Genomic DNA, 24,522 nt, shown 5'->3' with positions numbered 1-24,522 from the left:
CTGAGGGGCGCTTCGGGATTCGCTCGCATGGTGCTCGGAAAATCACTTCCGGCTGAGGTCGCGGTAATCGACCTGGCGATGGAACTGATAAGTGTAGCCCGTCAGGTTCGAGGCCATCACCGCGTCCTGGCTCGGCTGCCACAGCGGAATCTGGGGCATCAGGTCGAAATTCATCGCGTTCAGCACCTTGCCGTCGGCTTCGTACTTGGCCTTGTCAGCCTCGAAACGAGCCTTCTGCGCGACCGCGGTCAGTTCGGCATTGTCGATAGAGCTGTAGTTCCAGCGCTGATTGCCGGTGTAGAAGTTGCGGTAGAAGTAGTCGGTCGACGGCAGCCAGGCGACGATGCCTTCGGTGAAGAAGGGCAGCTTCTTTTCGGTGATCTGCGTCGACATCTGTGCGTCCGGCAGCTTCTGGATATCGACCTTGATGCCGATCTTGGCGAGCGATTCCTTCAGCAGTGCAGCCATCGGCTCAGCCGTTGCCGACTGGCCCACATTGAAGCTGAACGTGGTCGAGAAACCGTCCGGATACCCTGCGGCCTTCAGATAGGCTTTGGCCTTTTCGATATCGAGTTTGATCGGCTGCTTGATCGGGAACGCGCCTGATGGCGGCTTGCCGTCGGCCCAGGTCGCGCCGGCCAGCAAATCACCGCGGCTGAAGAGTGCCGCCTTGAACATGTCGTCATAAGGCAACGCATAGGCCACGGCGCGACGCACGTCCGGCTTGTCGAAGGGAGCCATCTGGTTGTTCATCGAGATGAAGGTGATGGCGTTATACTGCGGCGTCGAGATCACCTGCAGCTTGCCCTTGGCCTCTAATGCCTGCGCGTCGCTGGCCTGCAGATCGATGACGATATCGGCGTCACCTTTTTCAACCAGGTTGGCGCGCGTTGCCGGTTCCGGCACCGACTGGATGATCAGGCGCTTGAAGAAAGCCTGCTTGTCGCCGGCGGCACGATTCCAGGCGTCGTTGCGCTTGAGGATGACCTGCTCGCCGGGCTTGAAGGTCTCGACGATATAGGCGCCGGATCCGGCAGTGTTTTCCTTGAGCCAGGCCTGTGCCCACGGATCTTCCTCGGTGGCGTGGGCCTTGGCGAGTTTCGAATTGATGATGATCGGATAGACGGTTGCGAGGTTTGGCAGGGCCAGTTTGTCCGGCTGCGGCAGTGTTACTTCGAATGTCGTGGGATCGATCACCTTGAACTGGCTGGCATCGGTGAGCGAACCGGTCAGTAGCTGCGCCTTGCCAAGGATCTTGGCGGTGACGGCGCGGTCGAGCGACCACTTCACGTCCTCGGCCGTGACCGGCGAGCCGTCCTGGAATTTCGCGTCGTTGCGCAGCTTGAAGGTGATTTTCAGGCCATCCGGGCTGACCGTGTAGGACTCTGCGAGTTCGCCGCGGATGGTGTCCAGATCGAACACCCATTTGCCATTCAGTTGCTTGCGGCCGAACGACACCAGACGATCATAGGTCGAGAGGCTGACAGCGAAGGCTTCGCGGGTCGAGCCGGGAATATTGGGATCGAGCGTGTTGACGGCGGCGCCGGTCACGTAACGCAGCGTCTCGGCGCGGGTCTGCGCCTTGGCAGGAACGGCAGCGGTGAAAAATGCCAGCGCTGCGGCGGCGCCGAGCATCTGCTTGGAATAGATCAGTCCCATAACCCTATCCTCTGAATTCGACGGAAACTCTGAACGGACTCGTCAGTGCCTGATCTGTCGAGCGACCCATCCACTGAAGCAAGGAACGCGCCAAACGATGGTCGATAGGTGCCAAGCGGAGAACTTTCCCCGTCGGAATAATTTGGTTCTTTAGCTTTTTGCCGCAGCTTCCGTCGCCCTTGCAATGGTCACTTGTGGAACGTCGTAAGCCTCGAACGCGGTCCAGTATCGCTCGATATCCGCGCGGAACAAGCCGCGCGTCAGGCCATGCACCAGTTTCGGGATCGCGGTGGTCATCGCATTGATCGATGATCCCGACGGGCCGAAGCTCATGGTGGACGCAATTGCGAAAAGATGGATGTCGGCGATCCACGGCGTGGTGCCGGGAACGCGTTCCATCAGCGCGTAATCATCGCCGAGATATGGAAAACGGCCGAGGCGCGGGCTGAACTCGGTATCCGGCGGCTGGTAGCGATCAGACCAGATCGCGATATTGCCGGCGCAGCTCTGTAGCTCACGACGGCCTGCGAAATCCATGTCGATGCCGGTGCCGCAGATCACGAAGTCCGCCGTGAAGGTACCCTGTGGCGTCTGCAATGTAACTTGGTTGCCTATTTTTTGTGCCGACTGAACGGGCGCGTTCTCGTGGAGATGGAAGCCGGCATGCCGCGCACAGCGATCCCAGGTCGGCTGTGGAAAGCCTTCGCGCAAATCCATCAGCCGGCGCATGAAGCGCCAGCGCCAGGCATCGTCGAGCTCGCTGAAGTGACGCAGCAACCCGCGGAACGTCAGCCAGTGATAGGGCTGCACGATCTGGATTTCCGCGCGGCGGCACAACAGGTGCACCTCAGCGCCGGCTTCGAGCGCGGTTGCCGCATTGTCGAAGGCGGATGCGCCGGCGCCGATCACGGCGACGGTCTTGCCGCGCAGAGCTTCGAAATCGATATCCGCGGATGCATTCACGCAAAGCGATGATGGCAGGTGCTGGAGTTGCTCCGGGATCATCCAGTCGCCCATGCCTTCCTGTCCGGTCGCCAGCAGCACCTTGCGCGCATGGATGATTTCGATGCCGCCGGCGCTTTGTACGGTTGCTGCAAGCAAGCCGTTGGCGGCAGGCCCAATGTCCAGGACCTCGCAGCCATTGCGTACAGGCACGCCGGTGATGCGCCTGAACCACAGCAGATAGTCCGCCCAGTGTCCGCGCGGGATGCGATCGAGCGCCTGCCAGTGATCCTTCCCGAACATGGCTTCGTGCCATGACTGATAGGTGAGAGCGGGGATATCCAGATCAGGGCCGGTGAAGTGTTTGGGGCTACGCAGCGTCGGCATGCGGGCGTAGGTGAGCCAGGGGCCTTCGCGGCCTTCTGCGCTTTTGTCGACAACGAGTATATTGGTGACCTGCGATCGTAGCAGGCCAAAGGCCGCTGTGACGCCGCCCTGGCCGGCGCCGACGATCAGCACGTCCAGCGCGGCTGTGCCGTCCGGCGCGGATTTCGGCTGCAGCCACGGCATGTTCGGATGGGCGATCTTGTGGAGATCGTCGCGGACCTGCGCTTCCAGCGCTGCGAGAGCGTCGCTCATGCCGCGAGCCATCCGCCATCGACCGGCATGACTGTGCCGGTCGTGAACGAGGATGCATCGCTCGCCAGATGCAGCGCGGTCTGCGCGACTTCCTCGGCCAAACCGAACCGCTTCATGGCGTGACGATTGCGGGAGGCATCGCGCACGGGTTCGGGGTCCGCATGGCGCGCGAAACTGCGGCGCAGCAGCGGCGTGTCGATAGCGCCCGGTGCGATCGCGTTGACGCGAATGCCGTCGGTGGCGAAATCCACGGCCATGGTGCGTGTCAGGCTGATGATCGCGCCTTTGGCTGCGATATAGGCGCTGTTGCCCTTGCCGCCGGCGATGGCCAATTGCGAGGCCAGCGTGATGATCGATCCCTTGCCCTGCTTCTGCATCTGCGGAATGGCTGCGCGCGCCCATAGCCAGGTGCCGCCGACATTGGTGCGAAACACGGCGTCCCAATCTTCTGGCGCTGTAGTCACCACGGTGCCGCCGCAGGAAAAGCCAGCCGAGGTCATCAACACGTCGAGCTGACCGCGCCGGGCGACGATCTCCCCGACCACGGTCTGCGCAAAATCGCCGTCGCCGACATCACCGAGATGCGTCGACGCCTTGGTTGCATTGGGCAGTGTCGCCAGCGTTTCTTTCAGGCCGGCCTCGTCGCGATCGACCAGTGCGACAAACGCGCCTTCCTGTGCGAACAGCATGGCACTGGCCTGGCCGATGCCGGAGCCTCCGCCGGTGATGATTGCTGTACGTCCCTGAAGTCTCATGTCATCACCCTATGCTGTGCCGCGCCGACCAGTCGATCAGATCCGCGGCTGAGTCGGCGCAGCCAAATTTGGCGCGCCATCCGAATTCCTGCTCCAATCGCGCGACCGATAGCGGTGCCCTGTCGCTGTCACTGTGCAGATCGATGGTTGGGGTTTCGCCGGTGCTGGCCAGGCGGCAAACAAAGCCCGGATGGGATTCCGCCAATTGTTGGCCCCATTCCAGCGCTGACCACGGGGTGGCGGTTGAGATGTTGTAGAGGCGATGCTGCGTCTTCGGCGCCTCGATCAGCAAAGTCATGGCATCGGCGACATCGGGCGCATAGATCCAGTCCCGCACGCCGGAACGGACCAGAATGGCGGCGCTCTGCTTCGCGTGCGCCGTGAAAATCTGCATCAGCGGGCTGAGCGTATCCCGTACGCCTGTTGCACGCTCCCATGGTCCAAACACGGCGCTGAGCCGCACGCTGATGAAATCGGTCTGCCACAGCGCGGCAAGACGCGACGCGACTTTTTCCGATGCAAATTTGGTGATGGCATAGAGCGAGATGGGATCGCAGGGCAGCTCTTCATCGAGCAGGGGATATTTGAACGCGGACGTGCCGTATGCACCGGCAGATGACAGATTGATCACGCGTTTGACGCCATGGCGGTGTGCTGCCGCGAGGATCGGCGTTTGCGCCATCAGGTTGACTTGCAGGATGCCTTCCGGATCGGCGGCATCGCGCTCTGTGCTTGCCGTGATCGCAGCGCCGAGAACGATGGCATCGAAGCCCGTGGTGATGACACTGTCGATCAATGTCCGGTCGAGCACATCGCCGATAATCACCGAAAGCCTATCGCCATAGTCAGCGAAGGCAAGCTGCGCCGCCGGTGGCAGGCCCGAACGGTCGAACAGGGTCACCACATGACCGCGCTTCAACAGGGCTTCCGCGATATTCAGCCCGACAAAGCCGGTGCCGCCAAAAACGAGAATCTTCATCGATCAACCTGTGAACCGCGAGGCGGTCCTTCGCCCCTGTTTGGACCATCGCGCTCCATGCCCAAAGCACGTTTTGCAGGCGCTTGGCGATTATGCGGTGTGCAGCGATACGGGCCCAGGCTTTATTCGTCGTGATAGAGGCCTGCTAGGTCTTCGCGTCGGTCGCAATCTGCAATGTCGCAAGAACGGCATCGCCGGTCTTACGCGTATGCGCGCTGAGGGAGGCTGCAAATCCTTGCGCGTCGCGCGCGCGAAGCAGAGCCATGAAAGCCTCGTGTTCCCTTACGGATTCCGTCCACCGTGCCGCGTCATAATTGGCGGTGGCCCGTGCCCGATAGATATTCGCGTTCAACGTCGTCCAGATATTGAGGAGCACGGGATTCTTGGCGAGCCTGGTAATCTCGATATGGATGTCCTGGTTCAGCCTGAAATAGGCCGGGCGCGATGCTTCGCGATGAAGGATAACAAGCTGGTCGTGCATCGCACTGAGCCGGGCAATATCTTCATCCGTCGCGCGCATTGCGGCCTCGGCGCCGGCAACGCCGTCCAGTGCGACCATGATCGCAAAGCTGTTTGCGATTTCTTCCCTGTCGACCGGGGTGACGACAGGGGTGCGGTGAGGACGCAGTTCGATCAGCCCTTCGGAGGCCAGTATCTTGAATGCTTCGCGCAACGGTGTGCGCGATACGCCGAACGTTTCGCACAACATCTTTTCTGGCAAAGGGGCTCCGGCCTGGAGTTCGCCATCGACAATCATTTCGCGCACCTTCGCGACGAGTTGATCGTGCAGCGACATACGGTCCAGCGGCCGTTTTGAATGATCCGAGGAGAGCTTCAGCCGTGTCGGCTTGAAGCGCGTCCGAAGCTTCGCGCGTGGGGCAATCTCACTCATGGTTCAGTTTCTCGGGTGGCGAGGTTGCCTCCAAACGACATCCTTCGCCCAAAAATGCAGCATCGAAATCGAGATGATAATAATTCATAGTAATTGATATTACTATATAATTTTACGATTGTATATCGTATCCGGATTGGCATGAGGCTTGCTGAGTGGTGGACGTATCGTGAATTCACCGCCACCCGCTCCGGAGATTGCGACGATGAAGAAAAATCTGCTCGGCATTCTGATTGCGCTTTGTTTGGCATCGATTGCCCCGGCCGCGATGGCCCAGTCCGAGTCGGTGATCAAGCTCGGCTATGCGAAATGTGCGCATTGCACACCGATGTCACTCACCCCGCAATACGCCAAGGGCGTTCAGATCGATGCGGTTGGATTTAACACAGGCACGGATGCGCTGACTGCGCTTGTCTCGAAGAATATCGACGTCGCCCAGGTGACCTATCTTCATTATGCGATCGCGCTCGACAAGGGTTTCGACGTGGTCGCCATTTCCGGGCAGGTCAATGGCGGTTCGGCAATGTTGGTCGGTAATGACCTGTCGATCGTTCCGAATGACTGGGCTTCGCTCAAGAAAGTCATCGCCGACTACAAGGCAGCGGGAAAGCCATTCCGCGTCGCGGCGTCCCGCGGCAACGCGCAGGACATTCATATGCGCGGCGCCTTTGCCAAGCAGGGCATCGACATCAACAAGGATGTGCAGTTCGTCAACATTCCCAATCCCTCCGATCACCTTCAGGCGCTGCGTCGCGGTGAAATCGAGCTGATCTGCACCGTGGAGCCGTTCGCCACGCAGATCCTTCAGGCCAAGGCCGCCAAGATGTTTGGCCTTCCCTACGATCAGGCTGCGGGAAAGCTCACCAACCTGATTCTGACGCGGTCGGATGTCGTCAAGGACAAACCGAAGCAGCTCGAAGAGACCGTGCGTGCGGTTGTGAAAGTCGATGAATTCGTCGCGGCGGACAAGGGTGCCCTGATCGACGTGATTTCCAAGATCACCGGCCTCGACAAGGCGATCGCCACAGGCGCTGTCGAAAACCTCGATCCGGATCCGAAGATGTACCGCGCATCGGCGCTCGCCATCGCCGCGATGATGCGCGACCTGAAATACATCAATTCCGACGTCACCGCCGCGGTTGAGAAGAACATGGACTACCGCTTCCTGGAGGCTGCCACCGGCAAGCCGAAATCCGAACTCGGCTACTGAGCCCGGTCATGCCCCAGGCCCTCGCAATGTTCAGGCGACTGGATCGGTATATTGTGCCGGTCCTGATCCTCGCCGGCTGGGAAGCGTTTTCCCGGTCCGGCGCACTGCCTGCGGCGCTGTTGCCGGCGCCTTCCACCGTGGCCTGGGCTTGGGCGGATTGGGTGTTCGGCACCGACGGCAATACCCAGACCTATAGCGGCAACTGGCTGTTCGACATGCTCGCCAGCCTGTCGCGCGTTCTCGCGGGTTTCGCCATCGCCACGGCGCTGGCCGTGTCGATCGGAGTCGCCATCGGATGGTCCCGCACTGTCGAGGTGATCATCGAGCCGACGCTGCAGACGCTCCGGCCGATCCCGCCGGTGTCGTGGATTCCGCTCGCCATCATCTGGTTCGGCATCGCCAACAAACCGGCGATCTTCCTGGTGTTTCTCGGCGCCTTCTTCCCGATCCTCCTCAATACGATCCACGGCGTGAAGACCTGCGATCGCAATCTGATCCGCGCCGGAGCCATGGTCGGCGGCGGCAATCGCCAACTGTTGCGCTTCATCGTGCTGCCGGCGGCACTGCCCAGCATCTTTGCCGGTCTGCGGATCGGCATCGGCTCGGCCTGGATGCTGACGGTGACGGCGGAGATGGTCGCTGTGAAAAGCGGCCTTGGCTATGTGCTGTGGGATTCCTATTATTTCCTTCGCTACGACCTCGTCCTCGCTGCGATGGCCAGCATCGGCCTGCTCGGTTTTCTCAGCGATTTCGGCATCCGTCTCGTGATGGCGCGCGTGCTGCACTGGCAGCGCAACACGACGATCCAGAACGGAGAGACCTAGGTCATGGCGACGATTGAAATCTCTGGTGTCTCCAAGGTCTTCAAGGACGCGAAGCGCAAGGCCGATGTCACGGCTCTCGACGACATCAATATCAAGGTGGAGAAGAACCAGTTTCTCTGTCTGCTCGGCCCCAGCGGATGCGGCAAGTCCACGCTTCTCAATATGATCGCAGGCTTCGAGAAGCCGTCATCCGGCACCGTCACCGTCGATGGTCAATTGATCACGGCGCCCGGTTCGGAGCGTGGCGTGGTGTTTCAGCAGGCCAACCTGATGCCGTGGCTGCCGGTCTGGGAGAATGTCGGCTTCCACCTGCTGCTGCGCGGTGGCCAGAAAGCCGTGCGGCGCGCGACGGCGCAGCGCTATATCGACATGGTCGGGCTCACGGGATTTGAAAATCACTATCCGTCCGAACTGTCAGGCGGCATGAACCAGCGCGTCGGCATTGCACGCGCGCTGCTGATGAATCCGCAGGTCATCCTGATGGATGAGCCGTTCGGCGCGCTCGACGAGCAGACCCGCATGGACATGCAGAACGAACTGGTGCGGATCTGGCAAGAGCATCAGGGCACGATCGTTTTCGTGACGCACGGCATCGACGAAGCACTGACGCTGGGCACGCATGTTGCCGTGATGAGCGCCCGCCCGGGGCGTATACGCGAAATCATCTCGTTGGACCTGCCGCGGCCACGCGACATCACCAGCCCACAGTTCAACGAAATCAAACGTCACGTTCTCGATCTGCTTCGATCTGAACGGACGAAACCATCCCTCGAAACTCTGGATCATCCATGACCAAACGTGTGCTTCTCGGAATGCTGACGCCTTCGTCGAACACGGCGCTGGAGCCGATCACGACTGCCATGCTTGGCGAATTGCCCGAAGTCTCGGCGCATTTCTCGCGTTTCAAGGTCACGGAGATCGCGCTGTCGAACAAGGCGCTCGCCCAATTCGACAATTCGGAAATCCTGCGGGCCGCAGAATTGCTGGCTCATGCGAAGGTCGATGTCATCGGCTGGAATGGAACATCCTCTGGCTGGCTCGGCTTTGAGGCGGATGTCCGCCTGTGTGAGCAGATCACCGCAGCAACCGGGATTCCTGCGACAACGTCGATGTTGGCTCTCAATGAGATTCTTGAACATCAAAAGGTGAAGCGTCTGGGGTACGTGACGCCCTATCTGGACGACGTTCAAGCCAAGATTCTGGAGAATTACGAAAAGCTGGGCTTTGCGTGCCAGGGTGAACGCCATCTCGGCCTGCAGGATAACTTCTCGTTCTCCGAAGTGCCCGTTGTGCAACTTGAGGATATGACGCGGGACGTGGCCAAGGAAAAGCCAGACGCTATCACGATCATCTGCACCAATTTGAGAGTTGCACCATCCGTGGCGAAACTGGAAAGGGAGACGGGCATTCCGGTCTATGACACCATTGCCACGGTGGTCTGGAAATGCCTGAAGATGGCTGGCGTCGATACCAAACGCGTCACCCAATGGGGATCGCTGTTTCAGCAAGTCTAGTATTTGTCTGTATGCACCCTGCGTTGCTGAATTGATGAGGTTTTGCTCATGACCGCTTTCGATACCGTCATTCGTTATGGCACCATTGCAACCGCGAGCGAAACCTACAAAGCCGATGTCGGCATCAGGAACGGCCGCATCGTTGCCATCGGCGAAGCGCTGACCGACGCGAACGAGACGGTTGAGGCTACCGGTCTGCTGGTGCTGCCCGGCGGTATCGACAGCCACGTTCATATTGCGCAACCATCCGGCCCCGGCATCGTGATGGCCGACGATTTCGAAAGCGCCACGCGCGCCGCAGCCTTCGGCGGCAACACTTTCGTGATGCCTTACTGTCTGCAGGCGAAGGGCCAACCGATCCGCGAGGCGTTGAAGAATTATCACACGCTTGCCGATCAGAATTGCCATATCGATCATTCCTTCCACCTGATCATCGCCGATCCCAGTGAAGCGGTACTCGGGCAGGAGCTGCCAGCCTTGATCGCCGATGGATACACCTCGCTCAAGGTCTTCATGACCTATGAAGACCTTGCACTGAGCGATCTGCAGATCCTGCAGGTACTGGCCGTGGCGCGTGAATCCGGTGCACTGGTTCAGGTTCATGCGGAGAATTACGACGCCATCCGCTTTCTGGTCGACAAGCTCGAACGCGACGGCAATGTCGGCCCGTATTTTCACGCCAAGTCACGTCCCATCGTTGTCGAGCGCGAGGCCACGCATCGCGCGATCTCATTGGCCGAACTGGTCGACGTGTCGATGGTGGTGGTTCATGTCTCCAATCGTGAATCCATGGAAGAGATCCGCCGTGCGCAAATGCGCGGGCTGACGATCCATGGCGAGACCTGCCCGCAATATCTGGTGCTGACAGAGGAAGACCTGAAGGATCTGGGCATGGAGGGCGCGAAATATGTCTGTTCGCCACCACCGCGCGATCTCGCTAGCCAGCAGGCATGCTGGGAAGGTTTGCAGCAGGGTGTGTTCTCCCTGTTCTCCTCCGACCATTGCCCGTTCCGCTATGACGACGTGCAGGGCAAGCAGCCACCCAACGCGCGTACCAGCTTCCGCTGGATTCCGAATGGCATTCCCGGTGTCGAGACGCGCCTTCCGATCCTGTTCTCGGAAGGCGTCAGCAAGGGCCGCATCACGCTCAACCAGTTCGTGGCGCTGACATCGACCAATCATGCGAAGACCTATGGCCTCACCGGCAAGGGCTCCATCGCCATCGGCTACGATGCCGATATCGCGCTGTGGGATCCGAAGCGCCAAGCAACGCTTACCCAGGCGAACTTGCATCACGGCGCGGACTACACGCCCTATGAGGGCATGGATATCACCGGCTGGCCGGTGGCAACGATGCTGCGCGGGAAATTCGTGACGCGCGACGGCAAGCTCGTCGGCGGAAAAGGCGAGGGACGCTATGTCAGCCGTGCGGCGCCATTTCCCGGCAAGGGCGCGACATCATCGGCCGCGTAACAGCGCGCGGTCGTCGCGCGCGCAGGCCGTGATGAATTCCAGCACGGCGCGCACCGACGGCTGATCGATGAGGTCCGGATGCGCCAGCAGCCAGATATCAGAGAGGCTGGCCAGCTTCTGCGGTGCCACGCGGATCAGATCCGCATGGGCGTCGCCGACGATGCATGACAGCACGCAGATGCCAATTCCTGCGCGGACGGCCGCAAGCATATCCGCTTGCGACGAGCAGCGGATGGCGACGGTGGCGTCCTTGGTGATGTGGTCGCTCCAGCGTCCGAGTTCGGAGTTCGACGATTTGTCGGCGAAGCCGATGACAGTGTGGTCCTTCCAAGCGGCCCGCTGTTCGGGCAGCGGGCATCGCGCTGCGTAATCGCGCGAGGCGTAGAAGCCAACGCCGAGCTTGGCGATTTTCCGTCCGGTGAGATTTTCGTCGCCGGTCTGATACAGCCGCAGCACGATGTCGGCTTCGCGCTTGCGCACGCTGACCGGGAAGGGATGCGTCACCAGCTGGATCTCGACATGCGGGTGCTGGCGGATGAAAGCGCCGATATGCGGCATCAGCCAGAAATTCGCCAGCGTCGGTCCGATCGACACCTTGACCACGCCGCGTGCGCTCTGGCCCGACGCGCCGGCGGCAGCTTCTGCTTTCAGCGCGGCCTCGGCCATCGCTTTGGTGCTCTCATGAAAGCGCCGCCCGCGGGCAGTCAGCACCAGCCCTTCGTCGGAGCGCACGAACAGCTTGGTGCCAAGTTGCTTCTCCAGCGCCGCGACCTCGCGGCTCACGGTCGGGTGGCTGGTGCGCAACTGCCTGGACGCGCCGAGATAGCTTCCGGCGTCGACCACGGCATTGAAGGTGCGACAGAGATCCCAGTCCATGTGATCAAATCCGGAAGGCTTATTGTTCAAATTCGAACAACATGCACGGGCGGTCAACCCTTATAGTTCGATTATAAAAATATAAGGAAACGCTTATGTCGCTCCCCAAAGCTCTCGATGGCACCCTCGAGCTGCCTGTGCTCGGTTCCCCGCTGTTCATCGTCTCCGGTCCTGAACTCGTCATTGCGCAATGCAAGGCCGGTATCGTCGGTTCGTTTCCAGCGCTGAATGCGCGGCCGGTGGAAGTGCTCGATCAGTGGCTGACGCGCATCGAGGATGAGCTCGGCGAATACAAAGCGAAGAATCCCGGCAAGAAGGTCGCGCCCTATGCGGTGAACCAGATCTGCCACGCGTCCAACGACCGGTTGATGAAGGACATGGAAACCTGTGTGAAGCACAAGGTTCCGATCATCATCACCTCGTTGCGCCCGCCCTCGGAGATCGTCGAGGCCGCGCATTCCTATGGCGGCGTCGTGTTTCATGACGTTATCAACGTCAAGCATGCGCGCAAGGCAGCCGAGCAGGGCGTCGATGGACTGATCCTGGTCTGCGCCGGTGCGGGTGGCCATGCCGGCACGCTGTCGCCCTTTGCGCTGGTGCGCGAAGTGAAGCAGTGGTTCAAGGGGACTGTGCTGGTATCTGGTGCAATCTCTGACGGTTACGGGATTGCGTCGGCGCTCGCGCTCGGCGCAGACCTCGCTTATATGGGCACGCGCTTCATTGCGACCGAAGAAGCTAATGCCGACCCGGCCTACAAGAAGGCGCTGACCGAATTCGCCGCGCATGACACGGTCTACACCAACCTGTTCACCGGTATTCACGGCAACTATCTCGGCCCGTCCATCGCAGCCGCCGGCCTCGATCCCGACAATCTTCCGGTGGCTGACAAGACCAAGATGAACTTCGGCTCCGGCGGTAACATGAAGGTCAAGGCCTGGAAGGACATCTGGGGTTGCGGCCAGGGTATCGGCCAGATCGTTGATGCTCCCCCGGTGGCAGAACTCGTGGATCGCCTGAAGCGCGAATATGCGGAAGCGACCGGAGACTTTGCGAGACGGGCACGCGCATAAGCGCGGCCCGATAAAAATATAACGGGGAGAAGACAATCATGACATCAGTCATGCTGAGGACGCTTGGGCTGTTCGCTTTTGCCGTCTGCGTGAATGCGCCGACGCAAGCCGCGGCCAACAGCAAGGAAGAGATCAAGATCGGGCAGACGCTTCCCTATAGCGGTCCGCTCTCGGGCTTCGGCGTGATCGGCCGCGCGCAGGAAGCCTATTTTGCCAAGCTCAACGCCGAGGGCGGCATCAACGGGCGCAAGATCAAGTTCATCAGTCTCGATGACGCCTATTCGCCGCCGAAGACCGTGGAGCAGACCCGCAAACTGGTGGAGCAGGATGAGGTTCTGATGATGTTCGGGACGCTCGGCACCGCGACCAACAACGCGGTGCATCGCTATTTGAACAGCAAGAAAATCCCGCAGCTGTTCGTGCTATCAGGCGCGACCAAATGGGCGGATCCGAAAGGTTTTCCGTGGACCATGCCGGGCATGGCCGCCTATGAATCGGAAGGCGTTGTCTACGCCAAGCACGTGTTGAAGACCAAGCCGGATGCCAAGATCGCCATTCTCGCGCAGAACGACGATCTCGGCAAAGACTATGTGGCTGGCTTTAAACGTGCGCTGGGCGACAAGGCCGCCAGTATGATCGTATCCGAAGCGACCTATGAGACCAGTGCGCCGACGATCTCGTCGCAGCTTGCGGCGCTCAAGTCGTCCGGCGCGAATGTGCTGTTTGGCGCGGTGGTTGGCAAATTCTCGTCGCAGATGATCAAGGGCGTTGCGGAAATCGGCTGGAAGCCGGACCTGATGTTCGTCCCCACGTCCGCCTCGTCGATCACCTTTCTGGAGCCGGCAGGTCTGGATAACGCCACTGGCCTGATCACGTCGAGTTATCAGAAAGACATCAACGACGCGTCATGGGCCAACGACGAGGACGTGAAGGCCTATTTCGCTTTCATGAAAGAGAGCCTGCCGTCAGCCGATCCGCGCAACACCAATTATGCGACCGGCTTCCTGAATGCGCATCTCATCACGCATATCCTGAAAGCGTGCGGCGATGACGTCAGCCGGGAGAATATCCTGCGTCAGGCGACGTCGATGAAGAACGTCAAGCTGCCGCTGTTGCTGTCGGGCGTCACGGTCAATACCGACAAGGATGATTATCTTTCGTTCCAGCAACTGCGGCTGCGCCGTTTCAACGGCAAGAACTGGGAAGGCTTCGGCGAATTGCTCGACGACCAGTGAGCATCTGTACCATCACATCGACAGAACAAGGATCGAAGCCAGCGATGGCTTCGATCGATTCAAGAACAATATAAGGGCGGACAATGATTATCAGCGGCGACCGGGCGATCAGCTATCCGGACATCATGCAGCGCATCGCCAAGGTGGCGACCGGGTTCAAGAGCCTCGGCGCAGGCGCCGATGCGCCGGTCGGCATGATGCTGCGCAACGATTTCGCGCTGTTCGAGACTGCGTTCGGCGCAGGTGCGCTCGGCGCGCGCGTGGTCCCGATCAACTGGCATCTGAAAGGTGAAGAGGTCAGCTATGTTCTTGCTGACAGTGGCGCGAAGCTGCTGGTCTGCCACGCTGATCTTTTGCCGCAGATCAAAGATAATTTGCCGGCGGGATTTCCGATCCTGATCGTCCGCACGCCGCCGGAGATCGCAGTCGCCTATGGTGTTGCCGAAGCTGCGACCGAGGTGCCTGCAGGCGCCACGGACTTCGATGTCTGGCGCGAGTTGCATGCGCCGGTGGAGAACGCGCCGAAGCGCGCGCTGACCATGTTCTACACGTCGGGCACCACGGGCCGTCCCAAGGGCGTGACCCGCGCGGCCATGACGCCGGAACAGGCTGCGGCATCCGAGCGCGTCGGCGGCATCGCCTATGGGCTGAAGCCGAACGAGGATCAGATCATCCTGATGAACGGGCCGATGTATCACTCGGCGCCAAGCTCCTACGGGCTGATGGCATTCCGTCATGGCAGCACGATCGTGCTCGAACCGCGTTTCGATCCAGAGGATCTGCTGCAGCTCACCGAGAAGCACCGCATCACCAACATGCATATGGTGCCGACTATGTTCGTGCGGCTGCTGCGTCTGCCGGACGAGGTGAAGTCGCGCTACGACCTGTCGTCGCTGCGCTTCATCATCCATGGCGCAGCGCCGTGCCCGATCCATGTGAAGCAGGCGATGATTGCGTGGTGGGGACCGGTGATCAACGAATATCTCGGCTCCACCGAAACCGGGGTGCCGATCTGGCATTCGTCGGAGGAGGCGCTGAGGAAGCCGGGCACGGTCGGCCGCACCATCGAGGGGGGCGTGGTCAAGATCTTCGATGTGGACGGCAAGGAATGTCCGGTCAATGTGCCCGGTGAAATCTTTATGCGGCAGACCTCGGTGCCGGATTTCAACTATCAGGGCCGCCCCGACGCACGGGCCGAAGCCGGCCGTGAGGGCCTGATCAGCGTCGGTGACGTCGGCTATCTCGACGAGGACGGCTATCTCTTCATGTGTGATCGCAAGCGCGACATGGTCATCTCCGGCGGCGTCAACATCTATCCCGCCGAGATCGAGAACACGCTGATCGGCATGGACGGCGTGCGCGACTGCGCGGTGTTCGGTGTGCCTGATGACGAGTTCGGCGAACGGCTGGTGGGCTGCGTCGAACTCGAAAGCGGCGTGACGCTCACCGTGCCGGAGATCCAGGCCTGGCTTAAGCAGAAGCTCGCCAACTTCAAAGTGCCGAAGGAAATCCATTTCCATGATGCGCTGCCGCGTGAATCGACCGGCAAGATCTTCAAGCGCAAGCTGCGGGATCAGTATGGATCGGCTCCGGTGACTTGATCGCTAATGATGCAGCAGAAAGGCGCCGAGCTCGTCGCTCGGCGCCTTTCTTCATGCGATCACGGCGCGTCAGGTGTTGATCCAGACCGCCTTGATGTTGAGATATTCGTCGATGTGGTGCACGCCGGACTCGCGTCCGTAGCCACTCATCTTGTAGCCGCCAAACGGCACGGCAGGATCCATCGCCTGATAGCAATTGATCCAGACCGAGCCGGCCTGCAGGGACTTCGCGAGGCGATGCGCCTTGCTGACATCCCTGGTCCAGACGCCGCTGCCGAGGCCGAAGGTGGTGTTGTTGGCGCGCTGCACCAGTTCGTCCATGTCGGTGAAGGAGATCGCCGAAATCACCGGCCCGAAGATCTCTTCCTGCGCGATCTTCATGCTGTCCTGGACGTTGGCGAACACGGTCGGCTGCACGAAGAAGCCCTTCGACAGTTCGCCATCCATCAGGCGGCCACCGCCGGACAGCGCCTTGGCGCCTTCGCCGCTTCCGGTGGTGAGATAGCCGGTGACGCGGTCGAGCTGTTCCTTGGAGACCAATGGCCCGAGCTGGGTGTCGGGGTTGGCACCGTTGCCGACCTTCAGCTTCTTGGCGAATTCGGCGACGCGGCCAACGAATTCGTCATAGATCTTCTTTTCGACGAACAAACGCGTACCGGCGCTGCAGATCTGGCCTGAATTCGCGAACACTGCCATGGCAGCACCGGGGACGGCGGCATCGAGGTCGGCATCCGAGAACACGATGTTCGGCGACTTGCCGCCGAGCTCGAGCGACACGCGCTTGAGGTTGCCGGCCGAGGCGCGGATGATCGACTGGCCGGTGAAGTGGGAACCGGTGAAAGCGACCTTGTTGACGTCCATATGCGAGGCCAGCGCGGCGCCGGCGGTTTCGCCATAGCCTGGCACGACGTTGATGACGCCCGCTGGGAAGCCGGCTTCCAAGGCCAGCTCACCGAGGCGTAGCGAGGTCAGCGGGGCTTCTTCCGCCGGCTTCAGCACGATGGTGCAGCCGGTGGCGATGGCAGGGCCGATCTTCCAGATGCTGGCTGACAGCGGCGAGTTCCACGGAATGATCGCGCCGACGACGCCGACGGGCTCCTTCAGCGTATAGGAGAAGATCTCGCCTGGCAGCGAATTCTCAATGGTTTCGCCGTAGATCAGCGTGGCCTGGCCGGCATAGAAGCGCAGCATGCCGAGGATGCGCTGCTTGCCAGCGAAAGTGCGCATGACAGGCGCGCCCATATCGAGCGTATCGAGCAAAGCGAGTTCGTCAAAATGCTTCTCGACGAGCTCGGCGAATTTCAGCAGCAGCGCCTGGCGCTCGTAGGGCTTGGCCTTGCTCCACGGGCCTTCGAAGGCGCGGCGTGCTGCGGCGACCGCAAGGTCGATATCCCCAGCATCGCCTTCGGCGACGGTGGCGAGCAGTCCGCCGGTGGCCGGATTATGCGTCTCGAACTTCTTGCCGGATTGGGCGTCCTGCCATTTGCCGTCGATCAGCATCTGCTTGTAGGAGCCGTTCGCGTAAGGGTGCGCGGTGGCAGAGATTGGCTGCATCAAGCCCATAATGTGATCCTCCCGGACGTTTGATTGAAGTGTCGTTGTAGCGCGCGAAATATATCGTTTTCCCGAAACGGGTAAAGGCGGGGAACCCGAAACGACTTGCATGGGAGGTCTTCGCGACCAATTCATGATCGTGAATTCGTTCGCGGTGACGTGAATGCGGATTAGTGTCGTGCGTGATATTGAGACCGCCACGCTCATTTGTCCGGATCACGTCCCGATCGATTGGACGCCTTCTAAAATCCCGAATTGCTGGAGTGCACCATGCCCCACGCCGCTCTGTCCGCCGGTTCTGTAGCCGTCATTACGGGAGGCGCCTCCGGCATCGGCTTGGCCGCAGCGACAGCCTTTGCGCGACTGGGAATGCGCATCTGCATCGTGGATCTCGGCGAGAATCGTTTGACTGAGGCGGCTGGCAAGATCGCCGGTGTGGCGCGCGGCGGGCGTGACGATGTGATGACGGCCGCTGTCGATGTCAGTGACGTCGGCGCGATGACCAGACTCGCGGCCGATGTGCAGGCCCGCTTCGGCGGCTGCGATGTGCTGATGAACAATGCCGGCATTCAGGTGCCGACCTCGGCGCTCGGTCCGCGCGAGAATTGGGAGCGGCTGCTCGGCGTCAATCTGTGGGGCATCGTCAATGGCTGTCAGGCCTTCGCTGTGGACATGATCGCGCGCAAGCGGCCGGGCCTGATCATCAATACGGGCTCCAAGCAGGGCATCACAACGCCGCCCGGCAATCCCGCCTACAATGTCTCCAAGGCCGGCGTGAAAGCCTATACCGAAGCGCTGGCGCACGAGCTGCGCAACACCGAGGGATGTCAGGTCTCCGCACATCTGCTGATCCCCGGCTTTGTCTTCACGCCGCTCGCGGCTGGCGGGCGCAGCGAGAAGCCGGATGCAGCGTGGACAGCCGAGCAGACCGTGGACTTCATGATGCAACGACTCGAAGCCAGCGACTTCTACATTCTTTGCCCAGACAACGATGTGCCGCGCGCGCTCGACGAGCGCCGCATGTTGTGGGCCATCGGCGACGTCGTCGAGAACAGACCGGCTCTGTCGCGCTGGCACCCCGATTATGCCGATGCCTTCGCAGACTTCGTCAAACGCAAATAGAAAACCAAATAGAACGACAAGGGAGAAACGCCGTGGACTACGTCAAACTTGGAAATACCGGTCTGGATGTCTCGCGTCTGTGTCTGGGCTGCATGACCTATGGCATCTCCGATCGCGGCGCGCATGCATGGACGCTGGACGAGGACAAGAGCCGGCCGCTGATCAAGCAGGCGATCGAACTCGGCATCAACTTCTTCGACACCGCCAATGTCTATTCGGATGGCACGTCGGAAGAAATCGTCGGCCGCGCGCTGAAGGATTTTACAAAGCGCGACGACGTGGTGCTGGCGACCAAGGTCTTCAACCGGATGCGGCCGGGACCGAACGGGGCAGGCCTGTCGCGCAAGGCGATCATGATCGAGGTCGATCACAGCCTGCGCCGGCTCGGCACCGACTATATCGATCTCTATCAGATCCATCGTCTCGACAAGAACACGCCCATCGAGGAGACGCTGGAAGCGCTGCACGACGTCGTGAAAGCCGGCAAGGTCCGCTATATCGGCGCGTCCAGCATGTATGCATGGCAATTCTCCAAGGCGCTCTATACCTCGCGGCTGAACGGCTGGACCGAATTTGTCAGCATGCAGAACCATGTCAATCTGCTGAACCGCGAGGAAGAGCGCGAGATGCTGCCGCTCTGCGCGGACCAGAAGATCGCGGTGATGCCGTGGAGCCCGCTGGCGCGCGGGCGCCTGACGCGGGCCTGGGACGAGACCAGCGCGCGTCAAAATACCGATGAATTCGGCAAGACGCTCTATGTGCAGTCCGAGGAGTCCGATCGCAAGATCGTCGAGCAGGTTGCTGCCGTCGCCAAGGCGCGCGGCGTTCCGCAGGCACAGGTCGCGATGGCCTGGCTGCTGCAGAAAAAAGGCATCACGTCACCGATCATCGGTGCATCGAAGCCGGCGCATCTGACCGATGCGGTGGCGGCGCTGTCGTTGAAGCTGACGCATGAGGAGATCGCTTCGCTCGAAGCGCCCTATGTGCCGCATGCCGTGGCAGGATTCGGCTAGCAGTAGACGTAGGGCGGATTAGCCGAAGGCGTAATCCGCCCTACGCTTTTTGCGTGCTTTAGCTATACCGCTTCTCCTGCCCGTCGTCCGCATACCAGTCGAACGGCTCGTCTGAGAGATTGACGATCACGTTCTGGATCTGGGTGTATTCCTCATAGGCGACAATGCCGTTCTCGCGGCCGATGCCGCTCATCTTGAAGCCGCCCCAGGGCGAGCAGGGATCGATGCGGTGGTGGTCGTTGATCCAGACGATGCCGCTCTCGAGCTGATGTGCCACACGGTGCGCGCGAGTGACGTCGCGGGTCCAGATCGAGGTGGCCAGGCCGAATTCCGTGCCGTTGGACAACGCGATGGCTTCCTCTTCGGTGTCGAACGGGATCACGACGACGACTGGCCCGAAGATCTCTTCCTGCGCAATGCGCATGCTGCCGGTCACGTTCGTGAAGATCGTCGGCTGATGATAATAGCCGTTCTCGAAGGCCTTGCCGTCCGGCCGCCTGCCGCCCGCGGCGAGCGTCGCGCCTTCCTCGAGTCCGATCTTGACATAGCGTTCGGTCAGCTCGCGCTGCTTCGCCGAGACCAGCGGGCCCATCTGCGTCGCCATGTCCTGCGGATCGCCGATCCGGATCGCATTGGTGCGCTTCACCAGTTCGGCGACCACGGTGTCATGCACGGAGCGTTGCACCAACAGCCGAGCACCTTGCACGCAGGTCTGGCCGGTTGCGATGAACGAGGCGAACAGGGCCGCCGCGACGCCGCGCTCGATAGAGGTGTCGTCGAACAGGATGACCGCGGCCTTGCCGCCGAGCTCGGCGGCCACCTTGGTGAGGTTGGCACCGGCCAGTGATGCCACCATCTTGCCGGTCTCGGTGCCCCCGGTGAGATCGATCTTCTTGATGCGCTTGCTGGTGGTCAGAGCCTTGCCGGCGGTCGTACCATAGCCGGGCACGACATTATAGACGCCGTCGGGCACCCCGGCCTCCTTGAAGATGTCGCCGAGCAGAAGAGGTGTGATCGGCGCCAGTTCGCTGGGCTTCACCACCATCGTATTGCCCGCCGCCATCGACGGCGCGATCTTCTTGGTGAGGATCAGCAACGGATGATTCCATGGCGTCACATGGCCGACGACGCCGAGTGGCACCCGGCGGGTATAATTCAGGAAATTGCCGCCGAAGGGCGGGACGGTGTCCTCATGGGTGCGCGCCAGAGCGCCGAAATAGCGAAACCATTCCGGCAGCCGGCCCAGCTGCGCGGTCATTTCGCGGCGGGCGCGGCCGATCTGATCGACCTCGATGGTCACCAGTTCGGGGAGCTTTTTGGCCAGAAGTTCGCCAGCCCGGTGCATGATGTCGCCGCGGACCGCGCCCGGTGTCGCCGCCCAGATTTTGCCGGCGCGTTCGGCGGCGTCGATGGCCAGATCGATATCCTTTTCGTCCCCCTCGGCGACATCGGCCAGATGGCTGCGGTCCTTCGGATTCTCCACCTTGATGGTGCGACCGGTCGAGGCTGGCTGAAACCGGCCATTGATATAAAGCCCGAACGGGCGACCATCGTTCATCATTGGCATGTCCTTGAATTTGCATCGTGATCGGCCTGACGGCGGTAGCCGGTTCGGCGGACTATGACTAATCAGAAACAGGTGATTTTGCGATCAACGCGCGGTTGCAGCGCGGTGATTGAAACGGGTCGCTTAAACCGATTGCAGAAAGTCGCTTGTGGATTCTTTGAGCCCGGAAAGGCGCTCTTAACCGGTATTCATGCACGTTGGCGATGACGCCAACGACTCCGGTATCGTTTAATATTGATGCAACGCTCAGCCGATTATTGAAGGCAACCGAAAGCGCGGCAGGAGATTTTTTCAATGACCAAGTTAGACGCGGAAGTCGACGATCTCATCGCCGCCTGCCACGGCGACACCCGCGGTACCGTGGCAGCACTTATTCTCGTCAATCAGCAACTTGAGACCGAACTGGCCGAGCTGCGTGCGCAGATGGCCGCACGGCCGTTCGATGAGCAGATGGTGCACGCCGTTCTGCACTGATTGGTGACTTGATGCAGCGCAAGTGCGCCACAAGATTCGCGGTGTATAAATTCAATCTCGGCTGGGATTCGGAGCGCCCTTTTGGCGTAATCGGAATTCCGGGATGGAGGTTTGAATGCCCAGACAATTTGGATTGAAGGCGACATCGATTGCAGCGTCAACGCCCGCGACGGCGTGCAAAACGACGCTTGGCCTGATCGGATGGATGTTTGCGCCGAAGAACCGCGTGTCGCGTGGCGCCGCACCGGTGAGGCGCTCATCGGCATACACGGCGCTGCCCTATGCGCCAGCAAGTTGGCGCGGCTCCCGTGGCCGGCGATCGGTCTCGGTCAACTGAAATCCGTGTGACGTTGCGCGCTAGCGTGTCGAGCGTTTGTCCGGTGTGGCTCGTTCCTTAATTGGCGGCTCTTCCAGAAATTTGTTGGTCGGGGATGGGTCGTCCGTCAGCCAGTCCACAAAGTGGACCGCATTCTCGATCCAGTCCATCAATCTCGTCCAGGCGCGTGTCAGGGCATGTGGCATACCGATTAGTCGCAGCTAGCGCGGCTCGGGTTCAGTGGAGCAGCAAGAGCAGTGGATTGGGCTGTCAGGCGGCCTTCATCATTGTCGGCTTATCGTTTCCAGTTGTGCAGTCGGCAGCGATCTGATCGTCACCCAGTTGCCTGCGACGCAGGGCGGACTGCATCTTGCCGAACACCTCGACGACAGTACGGAGCTCCTTGCGCAGCTCTTCGATCTGCGTCGGCTTCGGTCTCTCGTGATATCGCAAATACCCGGCCGCGGCGACGATCTCCGGCGAAAGCGGCGCCTTCAGCTTGATGGCGAGCACCAGTCCTTCTCCGATCGCCTGTTACGTTTTCGCTGATGAATTGCGGTAGCTGCCGTCTGAGCCTGCCGACCCGTCGAATTTCACCCGCGCGGAGCAGGCGCAATCTCAGCCGGCATAATATCGTGCCCATCGCTATGTGTTAGCGCACTCAGGTCGAATGTCTCTCCGCGAATGCGCGATAGGGTGGACAAGGCGCGGTCGCGATCACTTTCCAGAAGCTGACCGAGATGTGTGACAGCAGCGTTTGGCTTGCGCTGCCGGATCGCCTTCAATGTCGACGCCATTAGGTCGGCGCTGAGTCGGCGGATGTCGCGGGTCTGATAGTCCAGCGGCGTCTTCCATATGGTTTCCCATACGGTTTGATTGGCAAGGTCGGTGAGCAGTTCGACGAGCAGTTCGTTGCCCGAGCCGCGCGCAATGGTCTTTACCGCGCGCGTCGTGGTGTGTGCGAAAGCCATTGGATCATCGACCTCGACTGCGACTCTCAACTCGTCGCAGCGGCGCGCCAGTGTGTCGATGAAGCTTTCGACCGGCGTGGTCGCCATGGTGCGCACCGCCAGCATCGACAGTGCGGTGCGGACATTAAACAGGTCAGCCACCGATTTGAGTGACAGCGGTCTGATATAGGCGCCGCGCCGCGGAAAGATGTCGACCAGGCGCCGGCGCTCGAGAATGCGGATCGCTTCACGGATTGGGCCACGGCTGACGCCGAAATCGCGCGCCAGGTCGAGTTCGACAAGACGCTCGCCCGCTTTGCGACGGCCGGAGACGATTTCGGCACCGAGTTCCTCCGCAACCTGGTCGGGGATCGTACGCGGTGCAAATCTCCGTTCGACGTCGTGCTGGTTATCGTTGAATGGCCTGCGAAGTGTCGCTGCCATGGCTGCCTCCTGTCGATGCACGCTTGCCGCGTCATACGGTCCTGTCTACCGCAGAAGTCAATTGTTGACAATTGACAGTCGATGACCTTTCATTGGGTTACTGTCGCTTCAATACATACCGGCTCAAGCCGGACCGCGATGGAACGTCCCGATGCAAGATCTGCAGAACAGGGATGGCAAGGGAGGTGAACATGGCGGCTCTGTTTGCGTCGGCGCATGTCCGACTGACAACAGCCCAACAGACATGCGTCTGCGGCTTTCATCCGTATGTGCAAGTGCAGCACCGGCAAACCCTGCAGCAGCGGATGAGGCGCGGCTTCATTGGTCGTGTTCTGGCTGGCGAAGCGCAATGACAGGTGCGATCGACATCTCCGCTCCCACGGCAACGCGCGTTGCTGGAATGCCCGACGCGGGCGTTTCGCCGCAGCCGCTGCTGGAAGTACGCGATCTCTCGCTGTCATTCGCGACGGCGCGTGGCGCATTGCCAATCACCCGGAACGTAAATTTCACCATCGCGCCGGGCGAGCGCGTCGGTCTGGTCGGAGAGAGCGGCTGTGGCAAGACCGTCACTGGTCTGTCGCTACTGCGCCTGCTGCCGCCGCAATCGGCGCGGATCCAAGGCGATATCCTGTTCAACGGGACCAATCTGGCCACGCTGTCGCCGCGGCGCATGCGCGCCGTGCGCGGCCGTGAGATCGCGATGATTTTTCAGGAGCCGATGAGCGCGCTCGATCCTGTCTTCACGGTCGGCGATCAGATCAGCGAAGCCTATCGCATCCATTTTCCGGTCAGTCGCGCGGAGGGGCGCGAGCGCGCCATCGCTGCGTTGCGTGAAGTCGGTATCCCCGCGCCGGAGCGGCGCTGCGACGAATATCCGCATCAACTCTCGGGCGGCATGCGCCAGCGCGTGATGATCGCCATGGCGTTGATCTGCAAGCCGAAGCTGCTTGTGGCCGACGAGCCCACCACAGCGCTCGATGTGACCGTGCAGGCGCAGATCACCGATCTCTTGCGTTCGTTGAGCGAGCGCACCGGCACGGCATTGATCTTCATTACCCATGACCTTGGCGTCGTCGCCGAAACCTGCACCCGCATGATCACCATGTATGCCGGTGAGGTCGTCGAGGACGCGCCGGTGGACGACGTGCTGACGCGGCCGCGTCATCCCTATACATCCGGACTGCTGCGCTCGCTGCCTAGCCTCAGCCCGCGCCGCGGTGTGCTGGCCTCGATCCCCGGCCGCGTACCGTCGCCCAATGCGATGCCGGCCGGCTGCCGCTTCCGCGCGCGCTGCAGCCACGCCGTTGCGGGCTGCGAGCAGAAACAGCCGATGGTCGAGAGCGGGAATGGCCGTGCCGCGCGCTGCTGGCGTGCTCCCGAACTCGTGCTGCCGGGGGCGGTGAATTGATGTCA

General features: G+C 60.9%; 23 protein-coding genes. 13 read left to right on the top strand and 10 right to left on the bottom strand.

All coding sequences use genetic code 11. The annotated features are described in order from the left end of the window. Positions 1 to 42: 42 nt before the first annotated feature. From AB7951_RS20270 to AB7951_RS20250, 5 genes are all read right to left on the bottom strand, one after another. Positions 43 to 1,659: an ABC transporter substrate-binding protein gene (locus tag AB7951_RS20270; RefSeq protein WP_120288816.1), complete on the bottom strand. Its 1,617-nt coding sequence runs from the start codon at positions 1,657 to 1,659 to the stop codon at positions 43 to 45. 150 nt (positions 1,660 to 1,809) lie between these two features. Further along, a complete protein-coding gene (locus AB7951_RS20265; protein WP_120289230.1) occupies positions 1,810 to 3,240 on the bottom strand; it encodes a flavin-containing monooxygenase in 1,431 nt (476 codons plus the stop codon). Further along, on the bottom strand, positions 3,237 to 3,995 hold the full coding sequence (locus AB7951_RS20260) for an SDR family oxidoreductase (RefSeq protein ID WP_120288817.1): 759 nt from the start codon (positions 3,993 to 3,995) through the stop codon (positions 3,237 to 3,239). Before AB7951_RS20260 ends, AB7951_RS20265 begins: the two co-directional genes overlap by 4 nt. Positions 3,996 to 3,999: 4 nt before the next feature. Beyond that, positions 4,000 to 4,974, bottom strand: a complete 975-nt coding sequence (locus tag AB7951_RS20255) for an NAD-dependent epimerase/dehydratase family protein (protein WP_120288818.1) — start codon at positions 4,972 to 4,974, stop codon at positions 4,000 to 4,002. A 145-nt stretch (positions 4,975 to 5,119) separates the two neighbouring features. Beyond that, positions 5,120 to 5,866, bottom strand: coding sequence for a GntR family transcriptional regulator (locus AB7951_RS20250; RefSeq protein WP_120288819.1), 747 nt, complete (start codon positions 5,864 to 5,866; stop codon positions 5,120 to 5,122). Positions 5,867 to 6,071: 205 nt separating this feature from the next. Between AB7951_RS20250 and AB7951_RS20245 the strand changes: the two genes are divergently transcribed. The 5 genes from AB7951_RS20245 to hydA are packed head-to-tail and all read left to right on the top strand — an operon-like array spanning position 6,072 to position 10,887. Further along, positions 6,072 to 7,076, top strand: a complete 1,005-nt coding sequence (locus tag AB7951_RS20245) for an ABC transporter substrate-binding protein (RefSeq protein WP_120288820.1) — start codon at positions 6,072 to 6,074, stop codon at positions 7,074 to 7,076. Between the two features lie 8 nt (positions 7,077 to 7,084). Continuing rightward, on the top strand, positions 7,085 to 7,900 hold the full coding sequence (locus AB7951_RS20240; RefSeq protein WP_120288821.1) for an ABC transporter permease: 816 nt from the start codon (positions 7,085 to 7,087) through the stop codon (positions 7,898 to 7,900). Between the two features lie 3 nt (positions 7,901 to 7,903). Then, a complete protein-coding gene (locus tag AB7951_RS20235; protein WP_120288822.1) occupies positions 7,904 to 8,692 on the top strand; it encodes an ABC transporter ATP-binding protein in 789 nt (262 codons plus the stop codon). After that, complete coding sequence (locus tag AB7951_RS20230; protein WP_120288823.1) at positions 8,689 to 9,414, top strand: maleate cis-trans isomerase family protein; 726 nt, start codon at positions 8,689 to 8,691, stop codon at positions 9,412 to 9,414. Before AB7951_RS20235 ends, AB7951_RS20230 begins: the two co-directional genes overlap by 4 nt. A 48-nt stretch (positions 9,415 to 9,462) precedes the next feature. Further along, positions 9,463 to 10,887: a dihydropyrimidinase gene (hydA, locus tag AB7951_RS20225; RefSeq protein WP_120288824.1), complete on the top strand. Its 1,425-nt coding sequence runs from the start codon at positions 9,463 to 9,465 to the stop codon at positions 10,885 to 10,887. Here hydA and AB7951_RS20220 read toward each other — a convergent pair. Continuing rightward, on the bottom strand, positions 10,873 to 11,763 hold the full coding sequence (locus AB7951_RS20220; RefSeq protein ID WP_120288825.1) for a LysR family transcriptional regulator: 891 nt from the start codon (positions 11,761 to 11,763) through the stop codon (positions 10,873 to 10,875). The genes hydA and AB7951_RS20220 overlap by 15 nt on opposite strands. Before the next feature lie 95 nt (positions 11,764 to 11,858). Here AB7951_RS20220 and AB7951_RS20215 point away from each other — a divergent pair, with 95 nt between their 5' ends. The 3 genes from AB7951_RS20215 to AB7951_RS20205 all read left to right on the top strand — a co-directional run bounded on the left by AB7951_RS20215 (position 11,859) and on the right by AB7951_RS20205 (position 15,669). After that, complete coding sequence (locus tag AB7951_RS20215) at positions 11,859 to 12,833, top strand: NAD(P)H-dependent flavin oxidoreductase (RefSeq protein WP_089268011.1); 975 nt, start codon at positions 11,859 to 11,861, stop codon at positions 12,831 to 12,833. 50 nt (positions 12,834 to 12,883) lie between these two features. Next, positions 12,884 to 14,068, top strand: a complete 1,185-nt coding sequence (locus AB7951_RS20210) for an ABC transporter substrate-binding protein (protein ID WP_439062727.1) — start codon at positions 12,884 to 12,886, stop codon at positions 14,066 to 14,068. 83 nt (positions 14,069 to 14,151) lie between these two features. Then, a complete protein-coding gene (locus AB7951_RS20205; RefSeq protein ID WP_120288827.1) occupies positions 14,152 to 15,669 on the top strand; it encodes an acyl-CoA synthetase in 1,518 nt (505 codons plus the stop codon). 69 nt (positions 15,670 to 15,738) lie between these two features. Here AB7951_RS20205 and AB7951_RS20200 read toward each other — a convergent pair whose 3' ends face one another. Beyond that, positions 15,739 to 17,223 (bottom strand): aldehyde dehydrogenase family protein, encoded by a 1,485-nt coding sequence (locus tag AB7951_RS20200; RefSeq protein WP_441256036.1) that lies wholly within the window; start codon positions 17,221 to 17,223, stop codon positions 15,739 to 15,741. A gap of 270 nt (positions 17,224 to 17,493) precedes the next feature. On the opposite strand from AB7951_RS20200, the gene AB7951_RS20195 reads away from it, so the two are divergent. Beyond that, a complete protein-coding gene (locus tag AB7951_RS20195; RefSeq protein WP_120288829.1) occupies positions 17,494 to 18,345 on the top strand; it encodes an SDR family NAD(P)-dependent oxidoreductase in 852 nt (283 codons plus the stop codon). Between the two features lie 32 nt (positions 18,346 to 18,377). Further along, positions 18,378 to 19,358, top strand: coding sequence for an aldo/keto reductase (locus tag AB7951_RS20190; RefSeq protein WP_120288830.1), 981 nt, complete (start codon positions 18,378 to 18,380; stop codon positions 19,356 to 19,358). A 58-nt stretch (positions 19,359 to 19,416) separates the two neighbouring features. On the opposite strand, the gene AB7951_RS20185 is transcribed toward AB7951_RS20190, so the two are convergent. Further along, the gene (locus tag AB7951_RS20185) at positions 19,417 to 20,919 is read right to left on the bottom strand and encodes an aldehyde dehydrogenase (RefSeq protein ID WP_158596775.1); all 1,503 of its coding nucleotides are present in this window, start codon (positions 20,917 to 20,919) and stop codon (positions 19,417 to 19,419) included. 300 nt (positions 20,920 to 21,219) lie between these two features. On the opposite strand from AB7951_RS20185, the gene AB7951_RS20180 reads away from it, so the two are divergent. Next, on the top strand, positions 21,220 to 21,399 hold the full coding sequence (locus AB7951_RS20180; RefSeq protein WP_093761044.1) for a hypothetical protein: 180 nt from the start codon (positions 21,220 to 21,222) through the stop codon (positions 21,397 to 21,399). 111 nt (positions 21,400 to 21,510) lie between these two features. Further along, a complete protein-coding gene (locus tag AB7951_RS20175) occupies positions 21,511 to 21,747 on the top strand; it encodes a hypothetical protein (protein WP_093761042.1) in 237 nt (78 codons plus the stop codon). Positions 21,748 to 21,985: 238 nt separating this feature from the next. Here AB7951_RS20175 and AB7951_RS20170 read toward each other — a convergent pair whose 3' ends face one another. Together AB7951_RS20170 and AB7951_RS20165 are read right to left on the bottom strand one after the other, a co-directional pair. Then, positions 21,986 to 22,228, bottom strand: coding sequence for a hypothetical protein (locus tag AB7951_RS20170; RefSeq protein WP_120288832.1), 243 nt, complete (start codon positions 22,226 to 22,228; stop codon positions 21,986 to 21,988). A gap of 80 nt (positions 22,229 to 22,308) precedes the next feature. After that, complete coding sequence (locus AB7951_RS20165; RefSeq protein WP_120288833.1) at positions 22,309 to 23,109, bottom strand: GntR family transcriptional regulator; 801 nt, start codon at positions 23,107 to 23,109, stop codon at positions 22,309 to 22,311. 349 nt (positions 23,110 to 23,458) lie between these two features. Here AB7951_RS20165 and AB7951_RS20160 point away from each other — a divergent pair, with 349 nt between their 5' ends. Then, a complete protein-coding gene (locus AB7951_RS20160) occupies positions 23,459 to 24,517 on the top strand; it encodes an ABC transporter ATP-binding protein (RefSeq protein ID WP_199712038.1) in 1,059 nt (352 codons plus the stop codon). Positions 24,518 to 24,522 lie beyond the last annotated feature (5 nt).

Origin of the sequence: Tardiphaga sp. 285_C5_N1_2 (assembly GCF_052076065.1) — a bacterium.
GTDB lineage: Bacteria > Pseudomonadota > Alphaproteobacteria > Rhizobiales > Xanthobacteraceae > Tardiphaga > Tardiphaga robiniae.
Note: the sequence above shows the minus strand (reverse complement) of the source record. Positions and strands in the feature narration are given on the sequence as shown.

Bases quoted from the DNA above. Each gene is read 5' to 3' on its own strand.
- AB7951_RS20240 (WP_120288821.1), top strand. From the start codon at position 7,085: ATGCCCCAGGCCCTCGCAATGTTCAGGCGACTGGATCGGTATATTGTG.
- AB7951_RS20230 (WP_120288823.1), top strand. From the start codon at position 8,689: ATGACCAAACGTGTGCTTCTCGGAATGCTGACGCCTTCGTCGAACACG.
- AB7951_RS20215 (WP_089268011.1), top strand. From the start codon at position 11,859: ATGTCGCTCCCCAAAGCTCTCGATGGCACCCTCGAGCTGCCTGTGCTC.
- AB7951_RS20205 (WP_120288827.1), top strand. From the start codon at position 14,152: ATGATTATCAGCGGCGACCGGGCGATCAGCTATCCGGACATCATGCAG.
- AB7951_RS20235 (WP_120288822.1), top strand. From the start codon at position 7,904: ATGGCGACGATTGAAATCTCTGGTGTCTCCAAGGTCTTCAAGGACGCG.
- AB7951_RS20165 (WP_120288833.1), bottom strand. From the start codon at position 23,109: ATGGCAGCGACACTTCGCAGGCCATTCAACGATAACCAGCACGACGTC.
- AB7951_RS20180 (WP_093761044.1), top strand. From the start codon at position 21,220: ATGACCAAGTTAGACGCGGAAGTCGACGATCTCATCGCCGCCTGCCAC.
- AB7951_RS20195 (WP_120288829.1), top strand. From the start codon at position 17,494: ATGCCCCACGCCGCTCTGTCCGCCGGTTCTGTAGCCGTCATTACGGGA.
- AB7951_RS20265 (WP_120289230.1), bottom strand. From the start codon at position 3,240: ATGAGCGACGCTCTCGCAGCGCTGGAAGCGCAGGTCCGCGACGATCTC.
- AB7951_RS20185 (WP_158596775.1), bottom strand. From the start codon at position 20,919: ATGATGAACGATGGTCGCCCGTTCGGGCTTTATATCAATGGCCGGTTT.
- AB7951_RS20255 (WP_120288818.1), bottom strand. From the start codon at position 4,974: ATGAAGATTCTCGTTTTTGGCGGCACCGGCTTTGTCGGGCTGAATATC.
- AB7951_RS20245 (WP_120288820.1), top strand. From the start codon at position 6,072: ATGAAGAAAAATCTGCTCGGCATTCTGATTGCGCTTTGTTTGGCATCG.
- AB7951_RS20260 (WP_120288817.1), bottom strand. From the start codon at position 3,995: ATGAGACTTCAGGGACGTACAGCAATCATCACCGGCGGAGGCTCCGGC.
- AB7951_RS20270 (WP_120288816.1), bottom strand. From the start codon at position 1,659: ATGGGACTGATCTATTCCAAGCAGATGCTCGGCGCCGCCGCAGCGCTG.
- AB7951_RS20220 (WP_120288825.1), bottom strand. From the start codon at position 11,763: ATGGACTGGGATCTCTGTCGCACCTTCAATGCCGTGGTCGACGCCGGA.
- AB7951_RS20210 (WP_439062727.1), top strand. From the start codon at position 12,884: ATGCTGAGGACGCTTGGGCTGTTCGCTTTTGCCGTCTGCGTGAATGCG.
- AB7951_RS20200 (WP_441256036.1), bottom strand. From the start codon at position 17,223: ATGCAGCCAATCTCTGCCACCGCGCACCCTTACGCGAACGGCTCCTAC.
- hydA (WP_120288824.1), top strand. From the start codon at position 9,463: ATGACCGCTTTCGATACCGTCATTCGTTATGGCACCATTGCAACCGCG.
- AB7951_RS20160 (WP_199712038.1), top strand. From the start codon at position 23,459: ATGACAGGTGCGATCGACATCTCCGCTCCCACGGCAACGCGCGTTGCT.
- AB7951_RS20250 (WP_120288819.1), bottom strand. From the start codon at position 5,866: ATGAGTGAGATTGCCCCACGCGCGAAGCTTCGGACGCGCTTCAAGCCG.